19 protein-coding genes and 1 pseudogene are annotated in these 18,716 nt (G+C 53.6%); 8 read left to right on the top strand and 12 right to left on the bottom strand.

The window, feature by feature from the left end; translation table 11 throughout:
* Nucleotides 1-180 precede the first annotated feature (180 nt).
* Both AC1Q9F_RS04405 and pdxR read right to left on the bottom strand, forming a co-directional pair.
* Nucleotides 181-474, bottom strand: a complete 294-nt coding sequence (locus AC1Q9F_RS04405) for a putative quinol monooxygenase (protein WP_007959339.1) — start codon at nucleotides 472-474, stop codon at nucleotides 181-183.
* Between the two features lie 120 nt (nucleotides 475-594).
* On the bottom strand, nucleotides 595-2,031 hold the full coding sequence (pdxR, locus tag AC1Q9F_RS04400; RefSeq protein WP_492618839.1) for a MocR-like pyridoxine biosynthesis transcription factor PdxR: 1,437 nt from the start codon (nucleotides 2,029-2,031) through the stop codon (nucleotides 595-597).
* 310 nt (nucleotides 2,032-2,341) lie between these two features.
* Between pdxR and AC1Q9F_RS04395 the strand changes: the two genes are divergently transcribed.
* Nucleotides 2,342-2,785, top strand: a complete 444-nt coding sequence (locus tag AC1Q9F_RS04395) for a carboxymuconolactone decarboxylase family protein (RefSeq protein WP_492618840.1) — start codon at nucleotides 2,342-2,344, stop codon at nucleotides 2,783-2,785.
* Nucleotides 2,786-2,918: 133 nt separating this feature from the next.
* Here AC1Q9F_RS04395 and AC1Q9F_RS04390 read toward each other — a convergent pair whose 3' ends face one another.
* Entirely contained in the window at nucleotides 2,919-3,233 is a 315-nt protein-coding gene (locus AC1Q9F_RS04390) for a hypothetical protein (protein ID WP_492618841.1), read from the bottom strand.
* Between the two features lie 195 nt (nucleotides 3,234-3,428).
* On the opposite strand from AC1Q9F_RS04390, the gene AC1Q9F_RS04385 reads away from it, so the two are divergent.
* From AC1Q9F_RS04385 to AC1Q9F_RS04375, 3 genes are read left to right on the top strand one after another with little or no spacing between them, the layout of a single operon-like run.
* Nucleotides 3,429-4,103 carry an STN domain-containing protein gene (locus AC1Q9F_RS04385; RefSeq protein WP_169430668.1) on the top strand — a complete coding sequence of 225 codons (675 nt, stop codon included), beginning with the start codon at nucleotides 3,429-3,431 and terminating at the stop codon, nucleotides 4,101-4,103.
* Nucleotides 4,100-4,651, top strand: coding sequence for an RNA polymerase sigma factor (locus AC1Q9F_RS04380; RefSeq protein ID WP_011334580.1), 552 nt, complete (start codon nucleotides 4,100-4,102; stop codon nucleotides 4,649-4,651). The genes AC1Q9F_RS04385 and AC1Q9F_RS04380 overlap by 4 nt, the downstream gene beginning before the upstream one ends.
* A gap of 45 nt (nucleotides 4,652-4,696) precedes the next feature.
* The gene (locus AC1Q9F_RS04375; protein WP_064600865.1) at nucleotides 4,697-5,635 is read left to right on the top strand and encodes a FecR family protein; all 939 of its coding nucleotides are present in this window, start codon (nucleotides 4,697-4,699) and stop codon (nucleotides 5,633-5,635) included.
* A gap of 155 nt (nucleotides 5,636-5,790) precedes the next feature.
* On the opposite strand, the gene AC1Q9F_RS04370 is transcribed toward AC1Q9F_RS04375, so the two are convergent.
* Both AC1Q9F_RS04370 and gspH read right to left on the bottom strand, forming a co-directional pair.
* The gene (locus tag AC1Q9F_RS04370) at nucleotides 5,791-6,399 is read right to left on the bottom strand and encodes a type II secretion system protein GspJ (protein ID WP_207982988.1); all 609 of its coding nucleotides are present in this window, start codon (nucleotides 6,397-6,399) and stop codon (nucleotides 5,791-5,793) included.
* A complete protein-coding gene (gspH, locus tag AC1Q9F_RS04365; protein WP_011334577.1) occupies nucleotides 6,396-6,848 on the bottom strand; it encodes a type II secretion system minor pseudopilin GspH in 453 nt (150 codons plus the stop codon). Before gspH ends, AC1Q9F_RS04370 begins: the two co-directional genes overlap by 4 nt.
* A gap of 133 nt (nucleotides 6,849-6,981) precedes the next feature.
* On the opposite strand from gspH, the gene AC1Q9F_RS04360 reads away from it, so the two are divergent.
* Nucleotides 6,982-7,413: a type II secretion system protein N gene (locus tag AC1Q9F_RS04360; protein ID WP_492618842.1), complete on the top strand. Its 432-nt coding sequence runs from the start codon at nucleotides 6,982-6,984 to the stop codon at nucleotides 7,411-7,413.
* A gap of 382 nt (nucleotides 7,414-7,795) precedes the next feature.
* Entirely contained in the window at nucleotides 7,796-10,858 is a 3,063-nt protein-coding gene (locus AC1Q9F_RS04355; protein WP_492618843.1) for an anti-phage protein, read from the top strand.
* Between the two features lie 73 nt (nucleotides 10,859-10,931).
* Here the strand turns inward: AC1Q9F_RS04355 and AC1Q9F_RS04350 are convergent, their stop codons facing one another.
* The 3 genes from AC1Q9F_RS04350 to AC1Q9F_RS04340 form a co-directional block, all read right to left on the bottom strand.
* Entirely contained in the window at nucleotides 10,932-11,897 is a 966-nt protein-coding gene (locus tag AC1Q9F_RS04350) for a DUF3644 domain-containing protein (protein WP_492618844.1), read from the bottom strand.
* A gap of 529 nt (nucleotides 11,898-12,426) precedes the next feature.
* On the bottom strand, nucleotides 12,427-12,789 hold the full coding sequence (locus tag AC1Q9F_RS04345; RefSeq protein ID WP_007959368.1) for a DUF6124 family protein: 363 nt from the start codon (nucleotides 12,787-12,789) through the stop codon (nucleotides 12,427-12,429).
* A 626-nt stretch (nucleotides 12,790-13,415) separates the two neighbouring features.
* Nucleotides 13,416-13,898 (bottom strand): GNAT family N-acetyltransferase, encoded by a 483-nt coding sequence (locus AC1Q9F_RS04340; protein ID WP_492618845.1) that lies wholly within the window; start codon nucleotides 13,896-13,898, stop codon nucleotides 13,416-13,418.
* A gap of 548 nt (nucleotides 13,899-14,446) precedes the next feature.
* Between AC1Q9F_RS04340 and AC1Q9F_RS04335 the strand changes: the two genes are divergently transcribed.
* Nucleotides 14,447-14,833 (top strand): DUF6124 family protein, encoded by a 387-nt coding sequence (locus tag AC1Q9F_RS04335; protein WP_492618846.1) that lies wholly within the window; start codon nucleotides 14,447-14,449, stop codon nucleotides 14,831-14,833.
* A 107-nt stretch (nucleotides 14,834-14,940) separates the two neighbouring features.
* Here the strand turns inward: AC1Q9F_RS04335 and AC1Q9F_RS04330 are convergent, their stop codons facing one another.
* The 4 genes and pseudogenes from AC1Q9F_RS04330 to AC1Q9F_RS04315 all read right to left on the bottom strand — a co-directional run bounded on the left by AC1Q9F_RS04330 (nucleotide 14,941) and on the right by AC1Q9F_RS04315 (nucleotide 16,553).
* Nucleotides 14,941-15,354 carry a hypothetical protein gene (locus AC1Q9F_RS04330; RefSeq protein WP_492618847.1) on the bottom strand — a complete coding sequence of 138 codons (414 nt, stop codon included), beginning with the start codon at nucleotides 15,352-15,354 and terminating at the stop codon, nucleotides 14,941-14,943.
* A 49-nt stretch (nucleotides 15,355-15,403) separates the two neighbouring features.
* A complete protein-coding gene (locus tag AC1Q9F_RS04325; RefSeq protein WP_492618848.1) occupies nucleotides 15,404-15,745 on the bottom strand; it encodes a hypothetical protein in 342 nt (113 codons plus the stop codon).
* A gap of 5 nt (nucleotides 15,746-15,750) precedes the next feature.
* Nucleotides 15,751-15,837: pseudogene (locus AC1Q9F_RS04320) on the bottom strand (PAAR domain-containing protein); the annotation flags it as partial.
* 353 nt (nucleotides 15,838-16,190) lie between these two features.
* Entirely contained in the window at nucleotides 16,191-16,553 is a 363-nt protein-coding gene (locus AC1Q9F_RS04315) for a DUF6124 family protein (RefSeq protein WP_007959368.1), read from the bottom strand.
* Between the two features lie 742 nt (nucleotides 16,554-17,295).
* Between AC1Q9F_RS04315 and AC1Q9F_RS04310 the strand changes: the two genes are divergently transcribed.
* Nucleotides 17,296-18,615: a hypothetical protein gene (locus AC1Q9F_RS04310; protein WP_492618849.1), complete on the top strand. Its 1,320-nt coding sequence runs from the start codon at nucleotides 17,296-17,298 to the stop codon at nucleotides 18,613-18,615.
* Nucleotides 18,616-18,716 lie beyond the last annotated feature (101 nt).

Genomic DNA, 18,716 nt, shown 5'->3' with positions numbered 1-18,716 from the left:
TCAAACGGCCAATATTCGGGAAGTTTGGGTGACCAATCTGGGGGATTCTGCGCTTTCGAGTACGCCATCGTCGGAACGCCGCCCGGAGCAAGCTCGCTCCCACAGTTTTCTGTGTCGTTCATATTATTAGTGAACTGCACAAAACCCTGTGGGAGCGAGCTTGCTCGCGAAGGCGGCGGATCAGACGATAGGAAAGCTGTTGAAATCCACGCTATTGGCCAGACGACTGTCGATCAGGTCGATGAAGCCCTGGGCTTCCGGGCGATTGAAATGCGCCTGCATCGCCGCTTCCGACTGCCAGCGGGCGCTGACCGTCCAGCGGTGGCTGTCCTCGGGGCAGCGGTCGACCATGTAGGAATCGCAGCCCGGCGTTTCGCGCAGGGTTTCGACGATCTTCTGCAACTGCTTGCCCAGCTCCTCCGATCGGCCGGCTGCAGCCTGCACCTGTACGGTGTTGATCACTTCGTTGGACATTGCTCACACTCCTGAATCAGGCCGGACGAATCCTGCTCATTGAGGGATAACGCTTGTGCAGGATAGGCCTGCACCCCCGGATCACCAATAACCAATCGGCGGTTAATCGTTTAGTCCAATCTAACCAACGACCTGTTGCAGAATGTCGCGCAGGCGGTCGAGTGCGATATCGATGTCCAGCGTCTCGATGGCGCCGAAACCGAAATACATCCCGTTTCTGGCCGGCTGCTGGTAATAGAAACCGTCGATGGCGTACAGCCCGACTTCGACTTTTTTTGCCAGTTCGATCACCAGCGGCAAGTCGATCGGCACCTTGCAGAACACCGCCATGTGAAACCCCGCGCTGGGCGGTACGGCCTCCAGCCACGGCGACAGGTCGGTGGCCATGCGCGCCAGGATCCGCTCGCGGCGCTGGGCATAAATGGTGTGGCAGCGGCGGATGTGCTTGAGCAGACAGCCTTCAGCGATAAACTTGGCCAACGCCCATTGGGGCAGGGTGGAGGCGTGCAGATCGGTGAGCTGCTTGGCGCGAATCACCGCTTCGAGAATCGCGGGCGGCAGGATCGCGTAGCCGAGGCGCAACTCCGGCAGCAGGGTTTTCGAGAAGGTGCCGACGTAGGCGACGATGCCGCGCTGATCGAGCTTGTGCAGCGAATCAGTCGGGCGGCCCTCGTAGCGGAACTCGCTGTCATAGTCGTCCTCGATGATGATCGCGCCCAGCTCATGGGCCCGTTCGAGCAGGGCTTCGCGCCGCGCCTGACTCATCGGCATGCCCAGCGGAAACTGGTGCGACGGCGTCACGTAGATCAGCCGCGTGCCCTCGGGAATCCGCTCGACCTGAATGCCCTCGGCATCCACCGGCACGCCGACCACGGTGGCGCCATGAGTGCCGAACAGCAGCCGCGCCGGCGGGTAACCGGGATCTTCCATCGCCACCAGACTTCCGGGACGAATCAACACCCGGGTGATCAAATCCAGCGCCTGTTGCGCGCCGTTGCACACCACGATGTCCTCGTCCTGACAGTTCACGCCCCGGGAAAACGCGATGTGCCGGGCAATCGCATTGCGCAGCGCCGGCAGGCCCTCCGGCACGCTGTAGAAACCTTTGGAATTGGCCATCTGCCGCAGCGCGTGAGAGACGCAGCGGCGCCAGTCATCCTGGGGGAACTGGCCCTTGCTGGTGGCGCCGCCGATGAAGTCATAGCGCAACGAACCCTCAAGCGTCGGATGCCGCAGGAACACCGGCAGATTGCGCCAGCTCTCGATCACTTCGGAACTGGCCAGCTCGGAATGGCTTTGCTTGCGCAGCACCGGCGTCGAGCGGGCGTTGACGTAAGTGCCTTTGCCGATCACGCCGGTGAGAAAATTCTCGTACGTGAGTTGCGCGTAAGTGTCGGAAATGGTCTTGCGCGAAATCCCCAATTGTTCGGCGAGCAAACGACTGGGCGGCAGCTGAGTGCCGGCGGCCAGACGCCCGGATTCAATAGCGCCGCGCAGTTGTTGGTACAACTGACCGGCCAAGTCCTTGCGGCCGTTGATCACGACATGAAGTTCCATACCGAGGGGGCTCTCCGGGCGATTGAGTGTGCCGGCCAGATTACTCCCGAATGTAGTTCCGGCAGAAGTTGCGTAGTGCAAATCCCCCAAATTGGCATAGGGCCCTGTGGGAGCGAGCTTGCTCGCGATGGCGTCAGTTCAGCCACTGTCAAAGGTGAATGACACACCGCTTTCGCGAGCAAGCTCGCTCCCACAGGTTTCGTGTTTTGCCTGGATCAGTGGTCTGCCGTTTTTTCGTGGAATTGGGGCTGTAACGTTGCCGAACCAGCGTTTACCGTGAAATCACTCTTCTGCTGCCCGAGGCCCGCCCATGTCCCCGCGTCTGGATTACTACAGCGCTTCACCCAAAGCCATGAAAGCGATGATTGCCCTGGAAGCGCTGACCAGCAGCCTGAGCATCGAACCGCCGTTGCTGCACCTGATCAAGATCCGTGCCTCGCAGCTCAACGGCTGCGCGTTTTGCACCGACATGCATTCGGTGGAAGCACGGCGGGCAGGGGAGACAGATCGACGGCTGTACGCCATCGCAGTCTGGCGCGACAGCGGCTTCTTCAACCTGCGTGAGCGGGCCGCACTGGCCTGGACCGAGGCCGTCACGCTGCTGGCGGATAGCAGGGTGCCTGATGATGTTTACCAGCAGGCACGGGAACAGTTCAGCGAGACGGAACTGGTGGACCTGACCATGGCCGTCAGCACCATCAACAGCTGGAATCGGCTGGCGGTGAGCTTTCGCCAGATTCCCGCAGACCATTGAACAATGCCAAACACAAAACCCTGTGGGAGCTAGCTTGCTAGCGATGGCGGTTTGTCTGTGCGATCAATGTTGACTGACAGGACGCTATTGTCGGATCGCCGCCCGGAGCAGGCTCGCTACCACAGTAGATCAGTTAGTTCGGTGGCCGCTGCGGTTTCACCGACGTGCCAAACGTGTTTCCCATCCGCGTTGCGGTGGCCGCTGGCGTCGCCAGCCCCACCTGATTCGGCGGCCGCTTGTTGACCGGCACATTCATCGCTTCCTGATTCTTCTGCGCAGCCGCCGCGCCATTGGGGTTGTTGCCCATCTGCTGGCTCAGGCAATCGTAATTCGGCGCCTTGTAGCCGCCCACCGTCACCTCGACGCAACCCAGCGGCTCCTCCGCGTGTGCACCGCCCAACACCGTCAGCAACAACCCGCCGAAGACGACTTTCCAGACTGATTTCATGCGTGCCTCCTGGCCGGCCCGAAGGGGCCGCTCTAGCTCAAGAGTCTAGTGCAACGGCGGCGCCGATCCCGTGATGGTTTTTTTGCAGTGGCCGTCACACCAGATTCATAAACAGCCCTCAGGATGACGGTTTTCAGGGATACATCAGCCGTGCAGCGAGGCCGTGCCAGGGAGGATGTTGTGCGCTCAGCGCTCATGCGCCAGCTCTGTCTGGGGCTGCTGCTTGGCTTGTTTCTGAGCCGCGCCAGCGCCGACCCGGTGCCGGCATCGATGCGCATGACGCTGCACATCCCGGCCCAGGAACTGGCGCGCGCCCTCGATCAGTTCAGCCGCGCCACCGGCATGGCGGTGCTGGTCGACAGCCAGTTGAGTCGCGGTCGACGTTCCCTGGCGGTGGATGGCGAATTCACCGCCGCCGAAGCATTACGCCGGATGCTCGGCGGCAGCGGGTTGATGGCCAAGTACAGCCGCGACGACGCGTTCACCTTGCAGGTTGCGCAAGTCGAGGAAGTACCAATGCCGGCGGAGAAACCGACTCCCGCCAGCGCAGCCGTCAACCGCAGTTACGCCACGGCGGTGCAGGCCGCGATTGAACGCAACCTGTGCCGCTCGCCGCTGACCCGGCCCGGCAGTTTTCGCGCAGTGTTGCAGCTGTGGATCGGTCGCGACGGTGTGGTGCAGCACAACCGGTTGGTCACCACCACCGGCGATGTTCGGCGCGATGCAGCGCTGGTAGACAGTTTTCACACGCTGAAAATCGACCGGCCGACTCCCGGCGCATTGCGCCAGCCAGTCACGTTGCTGTTGTTACCCGAATCGTCAGGAAAGCGCATGGAATGCACACAATGGGAAGGAGTTTCCGGGGGATGAAAGACGCCGGACAAAGTTCGATGGTCCAGCTGTTCCTGACGTCCTACGAGGACTTTCGGGTACGCCTGCGACGCCGTCTCGGCTCGGAGGACCTGGCCAACGACGTGCTGCACGAAACCTACCTGCGGGTCGACCGCATGGAAGCGCCGCCGAACCTGCTGCGGCCCAACGCCTACCTCTATCGCATGGCCCTGAACATCGCCGCCGACCGCCGCCAGGCCGATGCGCGGCTGCTCACCGGCAGCGAAGTCGAAGAACTGCTGCAAGTCAGCGACGAAGCGCTGGACCCGATGCGCGTGGTCGGCGGCCAGAAGGAAATCCAGTCCCTGCTCAGCGCCCTCTACGAACTGCCGGCCCGGCGCCGCCGGATCTTCATCGCCGCACGGCTGGAAGAGGCGCCGCACCTGGAAATCTCCCAGCGTTTCGGCATCTCCACGCGCATGGTCGAGAAGGAAATCAAGGCTGCCCTCGGACACTGCGCGGCCAAACTGGAAAGAAAAGTGTTTCAGCGGTTCGGTCGCGGGGCCGGAAAACCGTCTAGTGAATGAAGCTCCGATTTAGTGTCCCGATCAACCCGTCGAGTACCTGTGCGTTTGAACATTTTCCGTCTGACACCTGCCGAGCCCACGCCTGCCGAGCGTCTGCAAAGCGAAGCCCGCGACTGGCTGATCCTGCTGACCTCCGGCCGCGCCACGGTCGCCGACGCCCGAGCGCTGCGCCAGTGGTGCGCGCAAAGCCCCGAACACGCCCGCGCCTTCGAAGAGTGCAAGGCGTTGTGGCATCTGCTGCAACCGGCGGCCGAAGCGACACAGGCGCCACGACGGTTTGGACGCCGGGCGTTTCTCGGCGGCGCGATTGCCGCGTCGGCAGCGTTCCTGCTGGTGCGCGGCACGATTCCGGGCGGGTTCTCCGGGCTTGGCGCTGATTACATCACCGAAGTTGGCCAGCAACGTCGGGTCGAACCGGCCGATGGCTTGAGCCTGGAACTGAACACCCAGACCCGCATCAACCAGCGTTCGGTGGATGAGGGCGTGCAAGGTTTTGAACTGGTCAGCGGCGAAGTCGAAGTGCAGACCGCACGGCTGCCCATGGCGATGCAGGCCGGTGGCGGCTGGTTGCGGGCGAGCAGGGCGCGGTTCAACCTGCGCAACCTCGATCAGCAGGTGTGCGTGACGTGCCTCGATGGCGCTGTAGAAGTGGAAGTCGAAGGCCGCAGCCTGCGCCTGGAACCGGGCCAGCAATTGACCTATGACGCGCAACAGGTTGGCACTGTGCAAAGCGTCGACACAGCGGCGGTGATGAACTGGCGTCAGCAGGTGCTGGTGTTCAACGGTGCGACGCTGAGTCAGATGATTGATGAGATCAACCGCTACCGTCCGGGGATGTTGCTGCTGCTCAATCGGGAGCTCGGCCAACGCCGGGTACAAGCACGTTTCTCCCTCGACCAACTGGCCGGCGTAGGCGCCCTGATCCGCGATGCCTATGGCGTCAAATGCACCGAGCTACCGGGCGGCGTCGTAGTCCTCAGCTAACCCAACACAACCCCCACAAACACCACAGAACCCTGTGGGAGCGAGCTTGATCGCGAAAGCAGTAGTTCAGGCAATGAGATGTTGAATCTTCCGGCCCCTTCGTCGGATCGCCGCCCGGAGCAAGCTCGCTCCCACAGGGACCTCAGTGGACCAAGTTACTGGAGTGGCCCCATAACCTGCCGGTACTTCTCCGGCCCTTGCGGTGTTTGCCGAGTCAACCGAACCTCCAACCCCAACGGATCCTCCCGGCGATTCCCGCTCAACTGCCGCCACCCCTTGTCCGCCTCCCAAACCCGCACCTGCAAATCACTCACCTCACCCAACACCGCCACCCCCGCAGTAGGCGCCGGCAACGGATACCGACTACGCGCCGGCGCCACCGCGCGATACAGCGTGTCGCCCTTGAGCCACCACCGCACCCGCTGCAACGCCCCCGGCTGATCCGCCGCGCTACGAATGATGTCCAGCCGAAACCCCTTGCTGTCACTGCTGCGCACCGTAACGGCAGGCGGGGCCGTCGCCGGTTCATCCTCGGTGCCGACCTTCTTCGGTTCCGTCAGCTCGATCCCGGCGCGCATCTCCACATCCCGCTGCATCTGATTCAACGCCCGCAACAGGCTGTCGCTCTGCTCACCACTGGCCTGCAAATGGCTGTCGGCGCGGGTGACACTGTCCAGCCCCTTCCAGGCAATCAGACTGACCACCGCCATCAACAGAATCGCGACCATCACCTCGATCAGCGTAAAACCTTGTTGTCTGTTCATTGCACGCTAATCCGGCCCGAAGCATCGCGCAGCACACTCAACCGATTGAGCCCGTCAGACAACGTCAACTGCAGCGGCGGATTGATCCACTCCGCGTTGAGCACCACCTTCTGTTTGGGCTCCACCCGCACCTCCAGCTTCGGACTCTGCCAGGGACGCGGCCGCAACTGCGGGTCCCGATCGAAATGATCAAAGCCCTTGCCACTGTCACTGCGCCGACTGAACCGAAACCCCTTGCCATCGCTCAACCACGCAATCGGCCGGCCATCGGCGCGAGCCTCAGCCTGGGCAATCTGCAGCAACTGCGCCACGCGCTCGGCATCCTTGCGCAGCAACTGCAACGGATCGGGCTTGATACTCAGACTGATCGCCGCACTGGCGATACCGATGATCACCAGCACCACCATCAACTCGATCAACGTAAAACCCTGCTGCCTGCACCGGTTCATCGATTGCGCACTCCCTTGCGTCCAGCCCCGTCCCAAAAAACCATCCTGCACGGCCAACATGTAAGGCGTGTGAAATAAAACCGTGAGAATTGCCGCGTAGTCTGGTCACCGGGACTAAAAGGAGATTCAGCCCATGAGATACACCGCACGCTTTTCACCCCCCCAACTCATCCAGGCCGCCGCACTGCTGGCCGCCCTGGTCGGCATCGCCACTTGGTCATCCCTGCTCCTGACCACCGCCGAATCCCACACCCCGGCCGCCACCCCGCAACTGCTCGCTGCGCGCAGCGATAACCCGGCGTTGCAGTGGTTTTCCAATCGAACGGCGCCGGTGGAGATCAAGGTGAGTGGCGTGATGGCGGGAAGTCGGGGAGCGGTGGCGATTTTGAGTTTGAACGATGGGCCGCCGAGGAGTTTTTTGCAGGGGGATCGGGTGAGTCCTGGGGTGAAGTTGGTGGCGGTGGAGGGGGATGGGGTGGTGATTGAGCAGGGTGGGGAGAGGGTGCGGTTGGGGGTGGAGAGGTTGGGGGAGGGGGTGGAGATGCCTAGGTTGGTTAGGCCGTGAGTTGTGAGGTTGGTATCAGTCATCTCGTCACTTCAGTTAAGAGAGTGACTTCTCGGCGACCGGTTTAAGTGTCTCGAAATTGGACAAAAAAATGTGTGGTCGTTTTCGGACGCTCAAGAACGCTCATCTTCAATTCTCAGAGGACGTCCGAGCCAGTAGCAGGCATTCACCTTGGCAATTGCTTGTAGATAGAGCCCCTAGGCCTAAGCCGTTGATCGAATTCGTCCCGCCCAATTGCGTGGAACGAAAAAACGTGATATCAAAACAGTGGCAATTGGTTCTACAAAAAAACAATAATAGTTTTATAAATGGCTGAACTATAGAAAGATCAAATTCCTTCTGGCGCCAAGTATGAGCTATAACTAAGAACTGGGAGTTTCTGATGAAGCTAGGTGTGTTGCATGTAAGTGATATTCATATAAAGAGTTCGGCTGACAAGATTTTAGAAGTTGGATTATCAATAGCGAAAGCATGTTACACAACGGCTCATCAAAGCGACGCATTTGCAATAATAATTACTGGTGATATCGCTTTTAGTTGCAAAAAAGAAGAGTATGACTTGGCCGAGGTTTTTTTTGATGGTATTAAAAAGGATATTGAATCCGAGATAGGGCGAGGTGTCGATTTTTTTTTAGCGCCTGGAAATCATGATTGTGTGCTCAAGCCTGAGAACGAAGGCCGAACAATTATAATTGAACAGATTGTTAAGGATCCAGCACGGGCAAATAGCAAAGGTCTCGTGAACGATTGTACTTCTGTGCAGAGTGAATTTTTTAAGTTTCAGGACAGGGTGACAACATTAACTCCTGTGTACTCGGATAGCCTTTGGAAAGAGTATGAATTAAACATAAAAGGTGCGGTTGTTCGGGTCTCTTCACTTAATGCAGCCTGGATGTCAAGACTTCCAGAGCCTCAGGGGCAATTGGTCTTCCCAATCGAAAATTACTATGATCTTCTTGAAGCTCCATCTAATCTAAGGTTGTCACTGATACATCACCCCCTAAATTGGTATTGCCAAGCAAGTTATCATCCACTAAAGAAAGCGCTGAGAACGCACTCAAATGCGATCCTTTCCGGTCATGAACACTCATCTGCGTCTGAAGAAGTAGTGGATGGATCAATTGGGAATGTTTTGATTTTTGAAGGTGCCGCTTTACAGCCTCATGGTAATGAGTTTGATCCAAAATTTAGTTGTCTTTTATTTGACCTTGATGAAAAAGTGGTTTTTGAGAAGAGATTCAAAGCAGGTAAAACACTCCCGGTGGAACTTGAGGAACTTCAGCATGCACTAAAGGTATCAGGTGGGTGTGCAAGACAAATCAATAAAATTTCCGTTGGATTTATTGATTTTCTATCTGATGCAGGTGGTAATTTTACTCATGAGAGCAAACAAAAAATAGTCGCTGAAGATGTATTTCTTTATCCGGAGTTGGAAGATACCAATGCGGAGCAAGATAAAAAATATATATTTGCCGACAAGGTCATAAGCAGTTGGCAGGAGCTAGGCAGGACACTGATTTTAGGTGATGACGAGTCTGGAAAATCATTTTTGTTAAAAAGAGCTTTTTTTGACATTCATTCACAAGGGGGGTTGCCAGTATATATAAAGGCTGCCGAGCTTAGTTCAGTTGGAACGAGGGAGCTTGACCGAAAAATTTCACAGCTTGCAGAGGTGCAGTACGAAAAAAACGAGGATTTTGTTTACGCAGAGAGGATTAATAAGGTTGCTCTTGTTGACGATCTGGATCGGTTGAGTGGCGGATCAAAAAACCAAGCAAAATTAATAGAGTATCTGAGCGAGTCATTTGGGGCTGTAATAGTTACTGCTAGCTCAAGATATCAATTGAATGAATATATTGATTCTTCGGCAGCTGAGGCGCTTTCGGATTTTGAGACGTTGAAAATACGTCCATTCGGGCATCTAATGCGTCACAATCTGATTAAGAAGTGGTGCATGCTTGGGGGGTTAAATACCAAGTCAGAGTTGGATAGGAAAGTACATGATGTTGAACGTATTCTAGGAGTGATCCTAGGGAAGAACCTCGTCCCGTCAAAGCCAATTTATTTGCTGATATTGTTGCAAAGCTGCGCGCAAGATCAACAAACTGAGCTTCAAAATAGCAGCTTTTCTCAATATTATGAGTTCCTGATAGTTAAGAGTCTGAAAGAGGCCGATTTTAGGCTTGATCATCTAAATGAGATGTTTAATTATCTATCTCATCTTGCTTGGTTTTTCAAAAGTAGAGATGTGACGGAGCTTGGTCTGGAAAATCTTAGGGAATTTAATAGAAATTTTTGCGATGAGTATGCGACAGTTGATTTTGACACAAGGCTGTCATTGCTAAAACAAGCAAAAATACTGAAGCAGGATGGTGATCTATTTAGCTTTAGTTATTCTTATGTTTACTTTTTATTTGTCGGAAAGTATCTTGCGGCAAATCTTCATAAGGATAGTATTAAAGAGCTGGTCAGGGGTTACTGTAAGGAGCTTTATCGCAAAGAAAATGCGAACTGTGTAATGTTCCTGACGCATCACGGAAACAATCCCTGGGTGATAGAGCAGGTATCGGATGTTTTAAATGGATGTTTTTCCGATCAGGCGCCGATCGAATTTAATGGGGATATTGCATCAATTAGCGCGCTAGTTAATACTACGGCGCAAATAGTTATCGATGAAATTAATGATCAAGATGTTGAGAAAAATCAGTTAGAATCTCGGCGTGCTGCTGATTTATCTGATACTCGCGATATTCCCGAACCACCTAAAACAAACTCGCTGTCTCCTGGTGATGCTGATTCCATACTTAGCTTTAGCTCTAACATAAACCTGATGATTAAAACGTCGGAAATTATGGGGCATATCACTAAGAATTATTATGGATCCTTGGAGCGCTCTCGCAAAGCTAGCTACTTGGAGCAAATTTTTAATGGTTCGCTACGTAGTTTGAAGGCTATTTTTGAGGAGATTTTTGATCAGCCCGATGCATTTGTTGCTGAATTAGAAAGAATGCTGAACGACCGAAAGCCCGACTTAACTGCTAACGAAGCTAAAGAGACAGCGAAGCGGCTTGCATTCCAAGTACTCGGCATGATCTGCACAGGTTTTATAGCGCGTGTGGGTCAGGTGGTGAGTTCTGAAAAAATCCGTGAAGATATAAACTCACTTGTAGCTAATAAGCAAAACAATGCATATCGGTTGATCGGAATAGCCTCATGTTTGGTCCATCCGGGGCATATCCCGTTTGAAGCGATTGAAAAGTTAGCGAAAGATACTATTTCAAATAATTTTGCTTTTACTATATTGCAGAGCTTAGTGTTCTATCACTTGCATATGTTTCACACGACCGATAAGGATAAGCAGCGGTTGGCAGCATCAGTGAATATTGGAATGAGTCAATCTAGGGCGATTGATGTCGCGACTAACAAAGCAAAATTGCTTAGATAGTAGAAAAAAAAGGACTGATCTATCTTATAAAATAGCTCAGTCCGTTTTTTTGATGCTTTTTTTGTAAAGATTGTCAGTGTTTCTCATAGTGTATATCGAACTCTTTGAGAATGTTTGGGTTGTAAAAGATTTTTGGAATTCCAGTCGTGCTGCCAGGCGTAAGGTACCGCTTATGTGCAAATTTATCGTCCTCTTCTAATGCTTTGCGAATGGCGTGATAGTTGTTGTTCTGTTTGAAGTTTTTGAATCGGCGTTTTAAGCGGGTGGTGAGGTTTTGATAGTCCCACGGGTATTTTTCGGATATTTCCAGTTCGGTGATTATGATTCTAGTTGCATTGCTGTCCGTGGAATATTGAATTGGCAAGCCGTCGTCGCTTTTTACTTTTTGTAATTTTATATCAATTCTCAGTGTGAGGTTATAGGCTCCAATGTCATCGCTGTCGTAGGTTTTTTCTATTTGGCCTATGTAATCCAGGATTTTCTTCTCTTTCGGGTTCAGCATTATGCCTGGTGCTTCGTCAAATCCTCGGAAAAAAGAAAGTGGCATCAAGTAAAAGTTATATGTTGAGAGGATGTTGCCATGCCAGCTTTTCACGATGTTTGCATAGTTTTGTAATGAGGCAGTGCCAAGCTCTTGTATTTTTTGGCTCAGCATCAGATCGTCATTAATGAAGTGAATGGAGTTGTCTCTGATTTCACTTAATGCGGTTATGTTATCGATCACGGCTTTTTCGATCTTGCTTCCGAACTCTTCGGTGATTATTCGGAATGCTTCAAACATACTTATAGACATCGGGTTTCCGGATCGATTGGTTTTTGGTCTGGGGAGCTTTGATTTTTCACCGTTCTTTAGAGTTCGATGCTCCATCGCGTATAATGACGCTGCTTTGTTACTTGACAGGCTCAAGATTTTTGCTTTGAACAGTAATTCCCAAGCGTTTATGCATAATACCGAGAAGCTTTCCTCTCGGTATTTAAAATCCGGCTTGTTATAAATTTCCATTGCTGAAAGCATTGCTGATATAGATTTTTCTAGCATGCTTCGTGATCGTGATTTCATTTTTTTGCATCCTTAATGAAGTGTAAATCCTGCGTATTGATAGCGGCTTTCTTCATGTGGCGGATATATTTAAGGCTAGATTGTTCTATTGCTCAAGTTCTTCGACGTGTTTAGTGCCTGCTCGGAATGAATTTCGAAGCCGAAATTGACCAAGGGCGTAGCTAACTTGTTGATATGTCTGAGCTGTGCGGGAAATTATAGAAATTGACATTGCCATCGCACTCAAATAATCAGTGGTCGATGTCAGTCGCTGTAAATAATCTTGATGGTATTCCAAGGCAACCATCTACAGAGCTTGGGTATTGAAAGAAAAGATCGGAACGGATCTATTTTTTAGAAAAACGACCCGTTCCGCTTAAATGGTGAGGATAGACACAGATCTGAATACTCGAGTTCACATCGAAATGTGCCGGAGTAGTTGGTTTGTTCATGGGGTAAGAGGTCGTCAGTCACATCTGACGATCCCGGCCATTTTCTTTCCCTCTATTGAGCTACAGCGCGCAGCCGCTTACGCCTTCACCTCAACATGATCCAGCGCCTGATTCACCGCCAACTCGCTCAACATCACCAACTGCGCAATCCCGATCGCAGTCTTGCGATGCGCAGGCTCCAGCGTCGCAGCAAAGTTGTTGAGCATTTCGCTGGCCGATCCCAGTGATTCGCTGGCGTTGGCCAGGAGGGATTCGGTGTTGTACGCCGGGTTGGCCAGGTACATGGGGTCGTGCTTGTGGTGGCTGCCCATGATGCGTTGTTGTGGGGTGAGGTAGTGGTCGAGGGCGCGTTCGGCGGCTTCGTTGAGGGTTCGGGAGTCTGGGAATTTGTAGGGGGAGACCGGATCGGTTTCTGGTGGGTTTGGTGTTGGCTTGAACATAGATGTAGCTCCATATGGGACTTAAGGAGCCATCACTCTCGCTACCAAACGAGTGGTGGTGGCCATACGAAGGTTGGTAGACCGGCCCATATGGAAAATCCGGCGCGCCCGAGGGCGCCCTGCGCATGGCCACCATAAGACAAATGCCGAAAGGGCATCTGCGCTAGGTGACGTTATGCGTCATATGGGAGGTCGGGCTACCAAACCCGATCACTGTTTTTCAGTGACCCGGAAACGATAAGACCCGCACCCCAGACGCACAAGCCGGCGGATTCTGGCGTAGTCGTAGGCAATGACGCAAGGCGTTGTAGCCTTGAGGAAGTAACGGTGAGTGTCGTTAAACAGTATTCAGAAAGTCGCTTAAACAGACGGATTTCCACAAGCCAGTAACTAACCCGCGTCGTCTTTATTGGGCTCTGGTGGCGCGTCAGGACATTCATCGGCCCATCGCGTAACCGTCATGTCTTTGAGCTGCTCACCCATGGTGTCGACGCGTAAGCGGAGGAAGAAGGGGACGAAGAAGGGGACGGACGAAGAAGGGCACAGATTTATTTTCCAGAAAATAGATCAATCCCCTTTGTTCATCTAAAGGTGCAACATCTGACGGGCGGCGTAACAAGATCTGCCTAGTCGCCCAAATCAACGGCATTACCGTTAGCTCGGACATAATAATTATCGAATTCACCGCTTTCGACGAACACGAAGCCATGGCGAGTGTAAAAACGATTTGAAGCGCTTTCCTTGAGAGCACCGACCTTGATGGGACGCCCGATCTCATCAGCCTCTCTGAAGATCTGAGTAAGGACTTCAGAGCCGATTCCTGCTCCTTGAGCACTGGGTATCACATACAAGTGGTCAAGCAAAAGCTCGCTCTGGTGGTCTTTGATTACGACAAAACCGACCAGATCACCTGATACTTCTATGCGGCGAGTGCTGTTAACGTCGAACCCAGCAACAAATCGTTCGCGCGCTCGATCTGGGTTAAATCGTCCAAGCCGTTCAAGGCTCTCGCGCATGGCCTCAATCCTGATGGCTACCAGATCTTCCAGGTCGTTATTGGAAGCTGCGCATAAAACGACAGCGGAGTTTTGATCAGCGGAGGCTGGCATGACAAGCACCCTAAACATGGTCGGTCAGTCATTATGCAGAGAACAGATTCCGCATAACCACTACTGCTTCGGTTCAATGGAGGCGACGGCTCCCTATCAGCGTCAGGGGGATGTGTTCACCGGACGCTTTACGTTTGTTGGGGCAAGGGGACGGATCTGTCGTGGGATCCGAGACGCAATGAGAATTCCGATAAACACGAACGTTTAAAAAGACATCTCCAGACACTCTCTCAGGCTACATATCCTTGCGCCGTTGCCTACAGCTACGCCAGAATCCGCCGGCTTGTGCGCTTTGTACCTGGTCTTTATCGTCTATGGGTCGCTGGCAACCCAGCGATCGGGTTTAGCGACCTGACCAGGTATAAGTTCAACGACGCTCCAGTTCGTCGCAGATTTTTGCGATGACGATATGGTGGCTGTGCGTGGGAGACCTTCGGGTCTGCCGGGTCTTATACCTCTCGGTTCGCTAACCCGCGTACAGCTGCCACCCTTACTTGTTTAGCGACAGGTGTTGGTGGTTCCACCAGGTATAAAAATGGAGCTTCACCATGATCAAACCAACACCCAACCCGCCCGAAACCGACTCGGTTTCCCCCTACGAATCCATCGATTCCAAAAAACTCCACGAAGCCGCTGACCGCGCGCTCGACCATTACCTCTGTCCGCCCGGCTCCACGCCGCCCCCACGCAGAACCCGCGGGATGTATGCCGTGACTGCGGACAACAAAAACGAAGAACTGCTGATTGATGCCAGTGAAACACTCGCTTCGGCCCAAACCATTGCCCAGAACATCGCCAGTCTGGTGCCGGCTTCGCAGCGTCGAGCGTTGGTGGGCATTGCGCAGTTGATCATGCTCGGGGAGCTGGCGGTGAATCGGGCGTTGGATAATTTGCAAATGCCGGTCAAGCAGACATCGGGATCACCTGCTGATTAAGCTGGTATCAATTCTGACGCCTTCGCGAGCAAGCTCGCTCCCACAGGGATTTAGGGAGGAAAGAGGGGGAAGGGGACTGAATTATTTCATTCGGTCCCCTTTGTTTCTTAACCCGCGTCGCCGCTATCTTGCTCTAAAGGAGCATCAGGACATTCTTCGGCCCATCGCGTAACCGTCATGCCTTTGAGCTGTTCACCCATGGTGTCAACGCGCAAACAGGCACCTTTCTTTGAATAGAACAGGATGCAGCGCGAGCTATCAAACGAGCAGGTATCGAGTTCCAGGAAATTGCGTGCTGCCAGCTCGCGCTCTACACCGCTGTATTCATAGCCATCGCTGGTGTGCATGCGGGTTGGCTTCCATCCTTGTTTGATCAACTTGGATCTGGCCGACTCCAAAGGCTCACCGACGGTGATGCCTGCTGTCCCGTGCTTGTCATTTGTCGATTGCGAGCCGCCGGCAAACGCAAAGCTTGTACCCGTGCAATACATTGCGAGGAGCAGGAGGGTCGTGGTCTTCATTTGATCGTTCCAAAAAAGAACAGATTTCTGTCCCCTTTGATTTCTGGCTTCAATCCTTTTCAGGGCATTTGAAGATCCAGGAATAAATTTTCATGTCTTTGACTTCTTCGCCGACAGTTCCTACACCTAAACAATCTCCGTTCTTGATGTAGTTGAAGCTGCAGTAACGGACGCCTTCCGTGCAAGACTCGATTTCACTGAAGCCCTTTCTTTGGATGACGCTTTCAATCCCGAACTCACCTGAGTAGGTCGGATTCGGCTTCCAGCCATTTTTGATCAAAGCTTTTCGGGCTTCCGAAAATGGCATGCCCTCTTTGATAGGAAGGTCGGCAGCGTTAGAAAATAAACTGACGCAACATAAAAGGCTGATGGCTAATATTTTTAGTTGCATTTAACAGAGCCGCTGACAATTGGATTTGCGCCGTGCCCCGGGAGTGGGCAACTGGTGGGATCTGTTACTCGGGCTGCAGGTTTGCCACTCACGGGAAATTCCTTTTCAAAAATTCAGTTGTCCTTGGCCTGATTGGATTAGAAATTCCGGCCACTGAGAGAGTGCGAACATCAAACGTTTGGCAGAGCGGGAGTATCAAAAATCCGCCACCCTGTGCGTTTGCGTCGCACAGGATGCCTGAGGCAAATGTTGCGCTCAACAATTCTTACAATTCTTTGGTTGACGGGTTGGGAATGATCTTGAAGCGAGTAGCCCGTATCGCCTTTGCGTTCGGATCGGTTGAAGCTTTTGGTACAGAGAAAAACGCATTTGGCCGAGGTCGTCAGTCACACCTGACAACCTCGGCCATTTTCTTTTCGTCTATTGAGCTACAGCACTCAGATGCTTACGCCTTCACCTCAACATGATCCAACGCCTGATTCACCGCCAACTCACTCAACATCACCAGCTGCGCAATCCCGATCGCGGTTTTGCGATGAGCCGGCTCCAGCGTGGCCGCAAAGTTGTTGAGCATTTCGCTGGCCGATCCCAATGATTCGCTGGCGTTGGCCAAGAGGGATTCAGTGTTGTAGGCCGGGTTGGCCAGGTACATGGGGTCGTGTTTGTGATGGCTGCCCATGATCCGTTGCTGCGGTGTGAGGTAGTGATCGAGCGCGCGTTCGGCGGCTTCGTTGAGCGTTCGGGAATCGGGGAATTTGTAGGGAGAAACTGGATCGGTTTCCGGTGGGTTTGGTGTTGGTTTGAACATAGATGTAGCTCCATATGGGACTTAAGGAGCCATCACTCTCGCTACCAAACGAGTGGTGGTGGCCATACGAAGGTTGGTAGACCGGCCCATATGGAAAATCCGGCGCGCCCGAGGGCGCCCTGCGCATGGCCACCATAAGACGGATGCCGAAAGGGCATCTGCGCTAGGTGACGTTATGCGTCATATGGGAGGTCGGGCTACCAAACCCGATCACTGTTTTTCAGTGACCCGGAAACGATAAGACCCGCGCACTAGACGCACAAGCCGGCGGATTCTGGCGTAGTCGTAGGTAATGACGCAAGGTTGTGTAGCCTTGAGGAGGTAACGGTTGGTGTCTTTTAAACGTGGTTTTTGGGGTGGGTAAACGGGTGATTCAACAAGCGGCCCTCACCCCAGCCCTCCCGAAACGTCGGACCGCCCGGAGGGAGAGGGGGCCGACCGAGGTGTCTGGCGTCATACATCGACCAGAACGACTGAGGCGACTATGGATTCACGGGGCAAGCGCTCAAATCGTCGGATCGCGCTCCATGCCATCGGCAATCAGCGTTTTGGGGTAATCAAAACAGATATGCATATGTGCATTGATTATGTATGCGCAAATGCATATTCTTGCTTCCAAACCGGCTCCACGGGCCGCCTAAAAAATCTCTTCAACCCCACCGCAACCCTTCCTCAACAAGTCAGGTTGCCACCGAGCCCCGCCAGACGCGGGGCTTTCCCTACGCAAAAGGATTTATGCCCAATGACAGGAAACACCACAAACCTCGCCGCCCAGATTGACTGCATCACGGTCGATACCCTCGATGATCTGTACGCCGTGAGTTCGGCCACGTACAAGAAGGTTTCAACGCTTGGCTTTCATGCTCGCGGAGATGGAGGGCACGCTGAGTACGTTTTGGACACAACAGGCACGACGACCGACCAGGCGATCCCCATGGTCATCAAGGCGAACGATGGTGGCCAATGGAAGTTGATGCACGACGGTGATGTCACCGCTGAGCAGTGTGGATTCAGGCGAGATGGCGTTCTGAATGAGCAAAAGACGCTGAACCCGGCGATTGCAGCAGTCACTGCCGCAGGCGCGAGAATCGTGTGGGGTTACGGCACTTACATCTGCGAGTACATCCAGATCATTCCGAACATGTCCTGGGTCGGTAAAGGGCAGTTCTTTACGATACTCAAGGCCAAGAATGGCCTGAACACGGATTTCATCTCTTCGAACTTCAACATCAACACGAACAACGTTTCGATTGTCGGTATGCAGTTCGACGGCAACCGCGCCAATAACACCAACGGGAACACCTTTGCACTCAAAGGCGCCAAGCAGAATCTGCGGCAGGTGACGATTACACAGTCTGCCTCCCATGGCCTGATCACTGATTTCGACATCATTGACGGTGAGCGCAAGCTGGGTTTTGAAAGTACGTACGAAGACATTCTGATTGATACGACGGGTCAGCATGGCTGGTTGTACAACGGGCCAACCGACTCCGCGATGACCAACGTCACGCTGCTGGACTGCGGGGTATCGAAAGATAACGCCTGGTACGGACTGTATGCGCTCAGGAACTTCAGAGCGGATAACCTGCATCCCTGGAACCGTTCTTCTACCAGCAATGTTCCAGCGGCGTCGGTTTATATCGAAAAATCGGCACCCGGTTGTACGGCCGTCAACTCACACTTTGAGGGCGGTCATTGCCCACTCGTCATACACAGCAACCAGAACTCATTCAGCGACTGCGATTACTACGCGCCCCGTGGCACCTATTGCATTGATAACCATGGGACGGCGAACAAGATCAGTGGTGTGCTCGGCGCGACAGCGGCAGCGGTGAACCCCAATTACGCGGGTATTCGGATGCGCGGCGTCGGTAACATGATCGACCTTACGGACGGTGGTTGTGTGAACGGTGCGATCGATTTCACTGGCAGCCTGGGCGGCAACCTTGTCAGGATTTCCGGCTATAGAAGTTCGGGTGTTCTCTATGCAGGAACGCCTAATCCTGCGGATGTCGTGCTTCTGGTTATTCTCGGTGCGGGAGGCGGGGTATTAAAAACCTGATCGGCTTGATGCATTTGGTCGTGTGGTTGAGCAAAATCTCCAGCCTGGCCAGCGGCGGCATCATGTTCAGGCATTGATGCCTTGCTCGAGATCCTGTCGTT

The organism is Pseudomonas sp. GW823-FHT04A03, from assembly GCF_058796615.1.
This window is presented reverse-complemented; position numbering and strand designations above follow the sequence as displayed.

Bases quoted from the DNA above. Each gene is read 5' to 3' on its own strand.
- AC1Q9F_RS04325 (WP_492618848.1), bottom strand. From the start codon at position 15,745: ATGCAACTAAAAATATTAGCCATCAGCCTTTTATGTTGCGTCAGTTTA.
- AC1Q9F_RS04350 (WP_492618844.1), bottom strand. From the start codon at position 11,897: ATGCTAGAAAAATCTATATCAGCAATGCTTTCAGCAATGGAAATTTAT.
- AC1Q9F_RS04355 (WP_492618843.1), top strand. From the start codon at position 7,796: ATGAAGCTAGGTGTGTTGCATGTAAGTGATATTCATATAAAGAGTTCG.
- AC1Q9F_RS04385 (WP_169430668.1), top strand. From the start codon at position 3,429: ATGCGCCAGCTCTGTCTGGGGCTGCTGCTTGGCTTGTTTCTGAGCCGC.
- AC1Q9F_RS04360 (WP_492618842.1), top strand. From the start codon at position 6,982: ATGAGATACACCGCACGCTTTTCACCCCCCCAACTCATCCAGGCCGCC.
- AC1Q9F_RS04405 (WP_007959339.1), bottom strand. From the start codon at position 474: ATGTCCAACGAAGTGATCAACACCGTACAGGTGCAGGCTGCAGCCGGC.
- pdxR (WP_492618839.1), bottom strand. From the start codon at position 2,031: ATGGAACTTCATGTCGTGATCAACGGCCGCAAGGACTTGGCCGGTCAG.
- AC1Q9F_RS04395 (WP_492618840.1), top strand. From the start codon at position 2,342: ATGTCCCCGCGTCTGGATTACTACAGCGCTTCACCCAAAGCCATGAAA.
- AC1Q9F_RS04340 (WP_492618845.1), bottom strand. From the start codon at position 13,898: ATGCCAGCCTCCGCTGATCAAAACTCCGCTGTCGTTTTATGCGCAGCT.
- AC1Q9F_RS04390 (WP_492618841.1), bottom strand. From the start codon at position 3,233: ATGAAATCAGTCTGGAAAGTCGTCTTCGGCGGGTTGTTGCTGACGGTG.
- AC1Q9F_RS04370 (WP_207982988.1), bottom strand. From the start codon at position 6,399: ATGAACAGACAACAAGGTTTTACGCTGATCGAGGTGATGGTCGCGATT.
- AC1Q9F_RS04345 (WP_007959368.1), bottom strand. From the start codon at position 12,789: ATGTTCAAGCCAACACCAAACCCACCAGAAACCGATCCGGTCTCCCCC.
- gspH (WP_011334577.1), bottom strand. From the start codon at position 6,848: ATGAACCGGTGCAGGCAGCAGGGTTTTACGTTGATCGAGTTGATGGTG.
- AC1Q9F_RS04315 (WP_007959368.1), bottom strand. From the start codon at position 16,553: ATGTTCAAACCAACACCAAACCCACCGGAAACCGATCCAGTTTCTCCC.
- AC1Q9F_RS04380 (WP_011334580.1), top strand. From the start codon at position 4,100: ATGAAAGACGCCGGACAAAGTTCGATGGTCCAGCTGTTCCTGACGTCC.
- AC1Q9F_RS04330 (WP_492618847.1), bottom strand. From the start codon at position 15,354: ATGAAGACCACGACCCTCCTGCTCCTCGCAATGTATTGCACGGGTACA.
- AC1Q9F_RS04310 (WP_492618849.1), top strand. From the start codon at position 17,296: ATGACAGGAAACACCACAAACCTCGCCGCCCAGATTGACTGCATCACG.
- AC1Q9F_RS04335 (WP_492618846.1), top strand. From the start codon at position 14,447: ATGATCAAACCAACACCCAACCCGCCCGAAACCGACTCGGTTTCCCCC.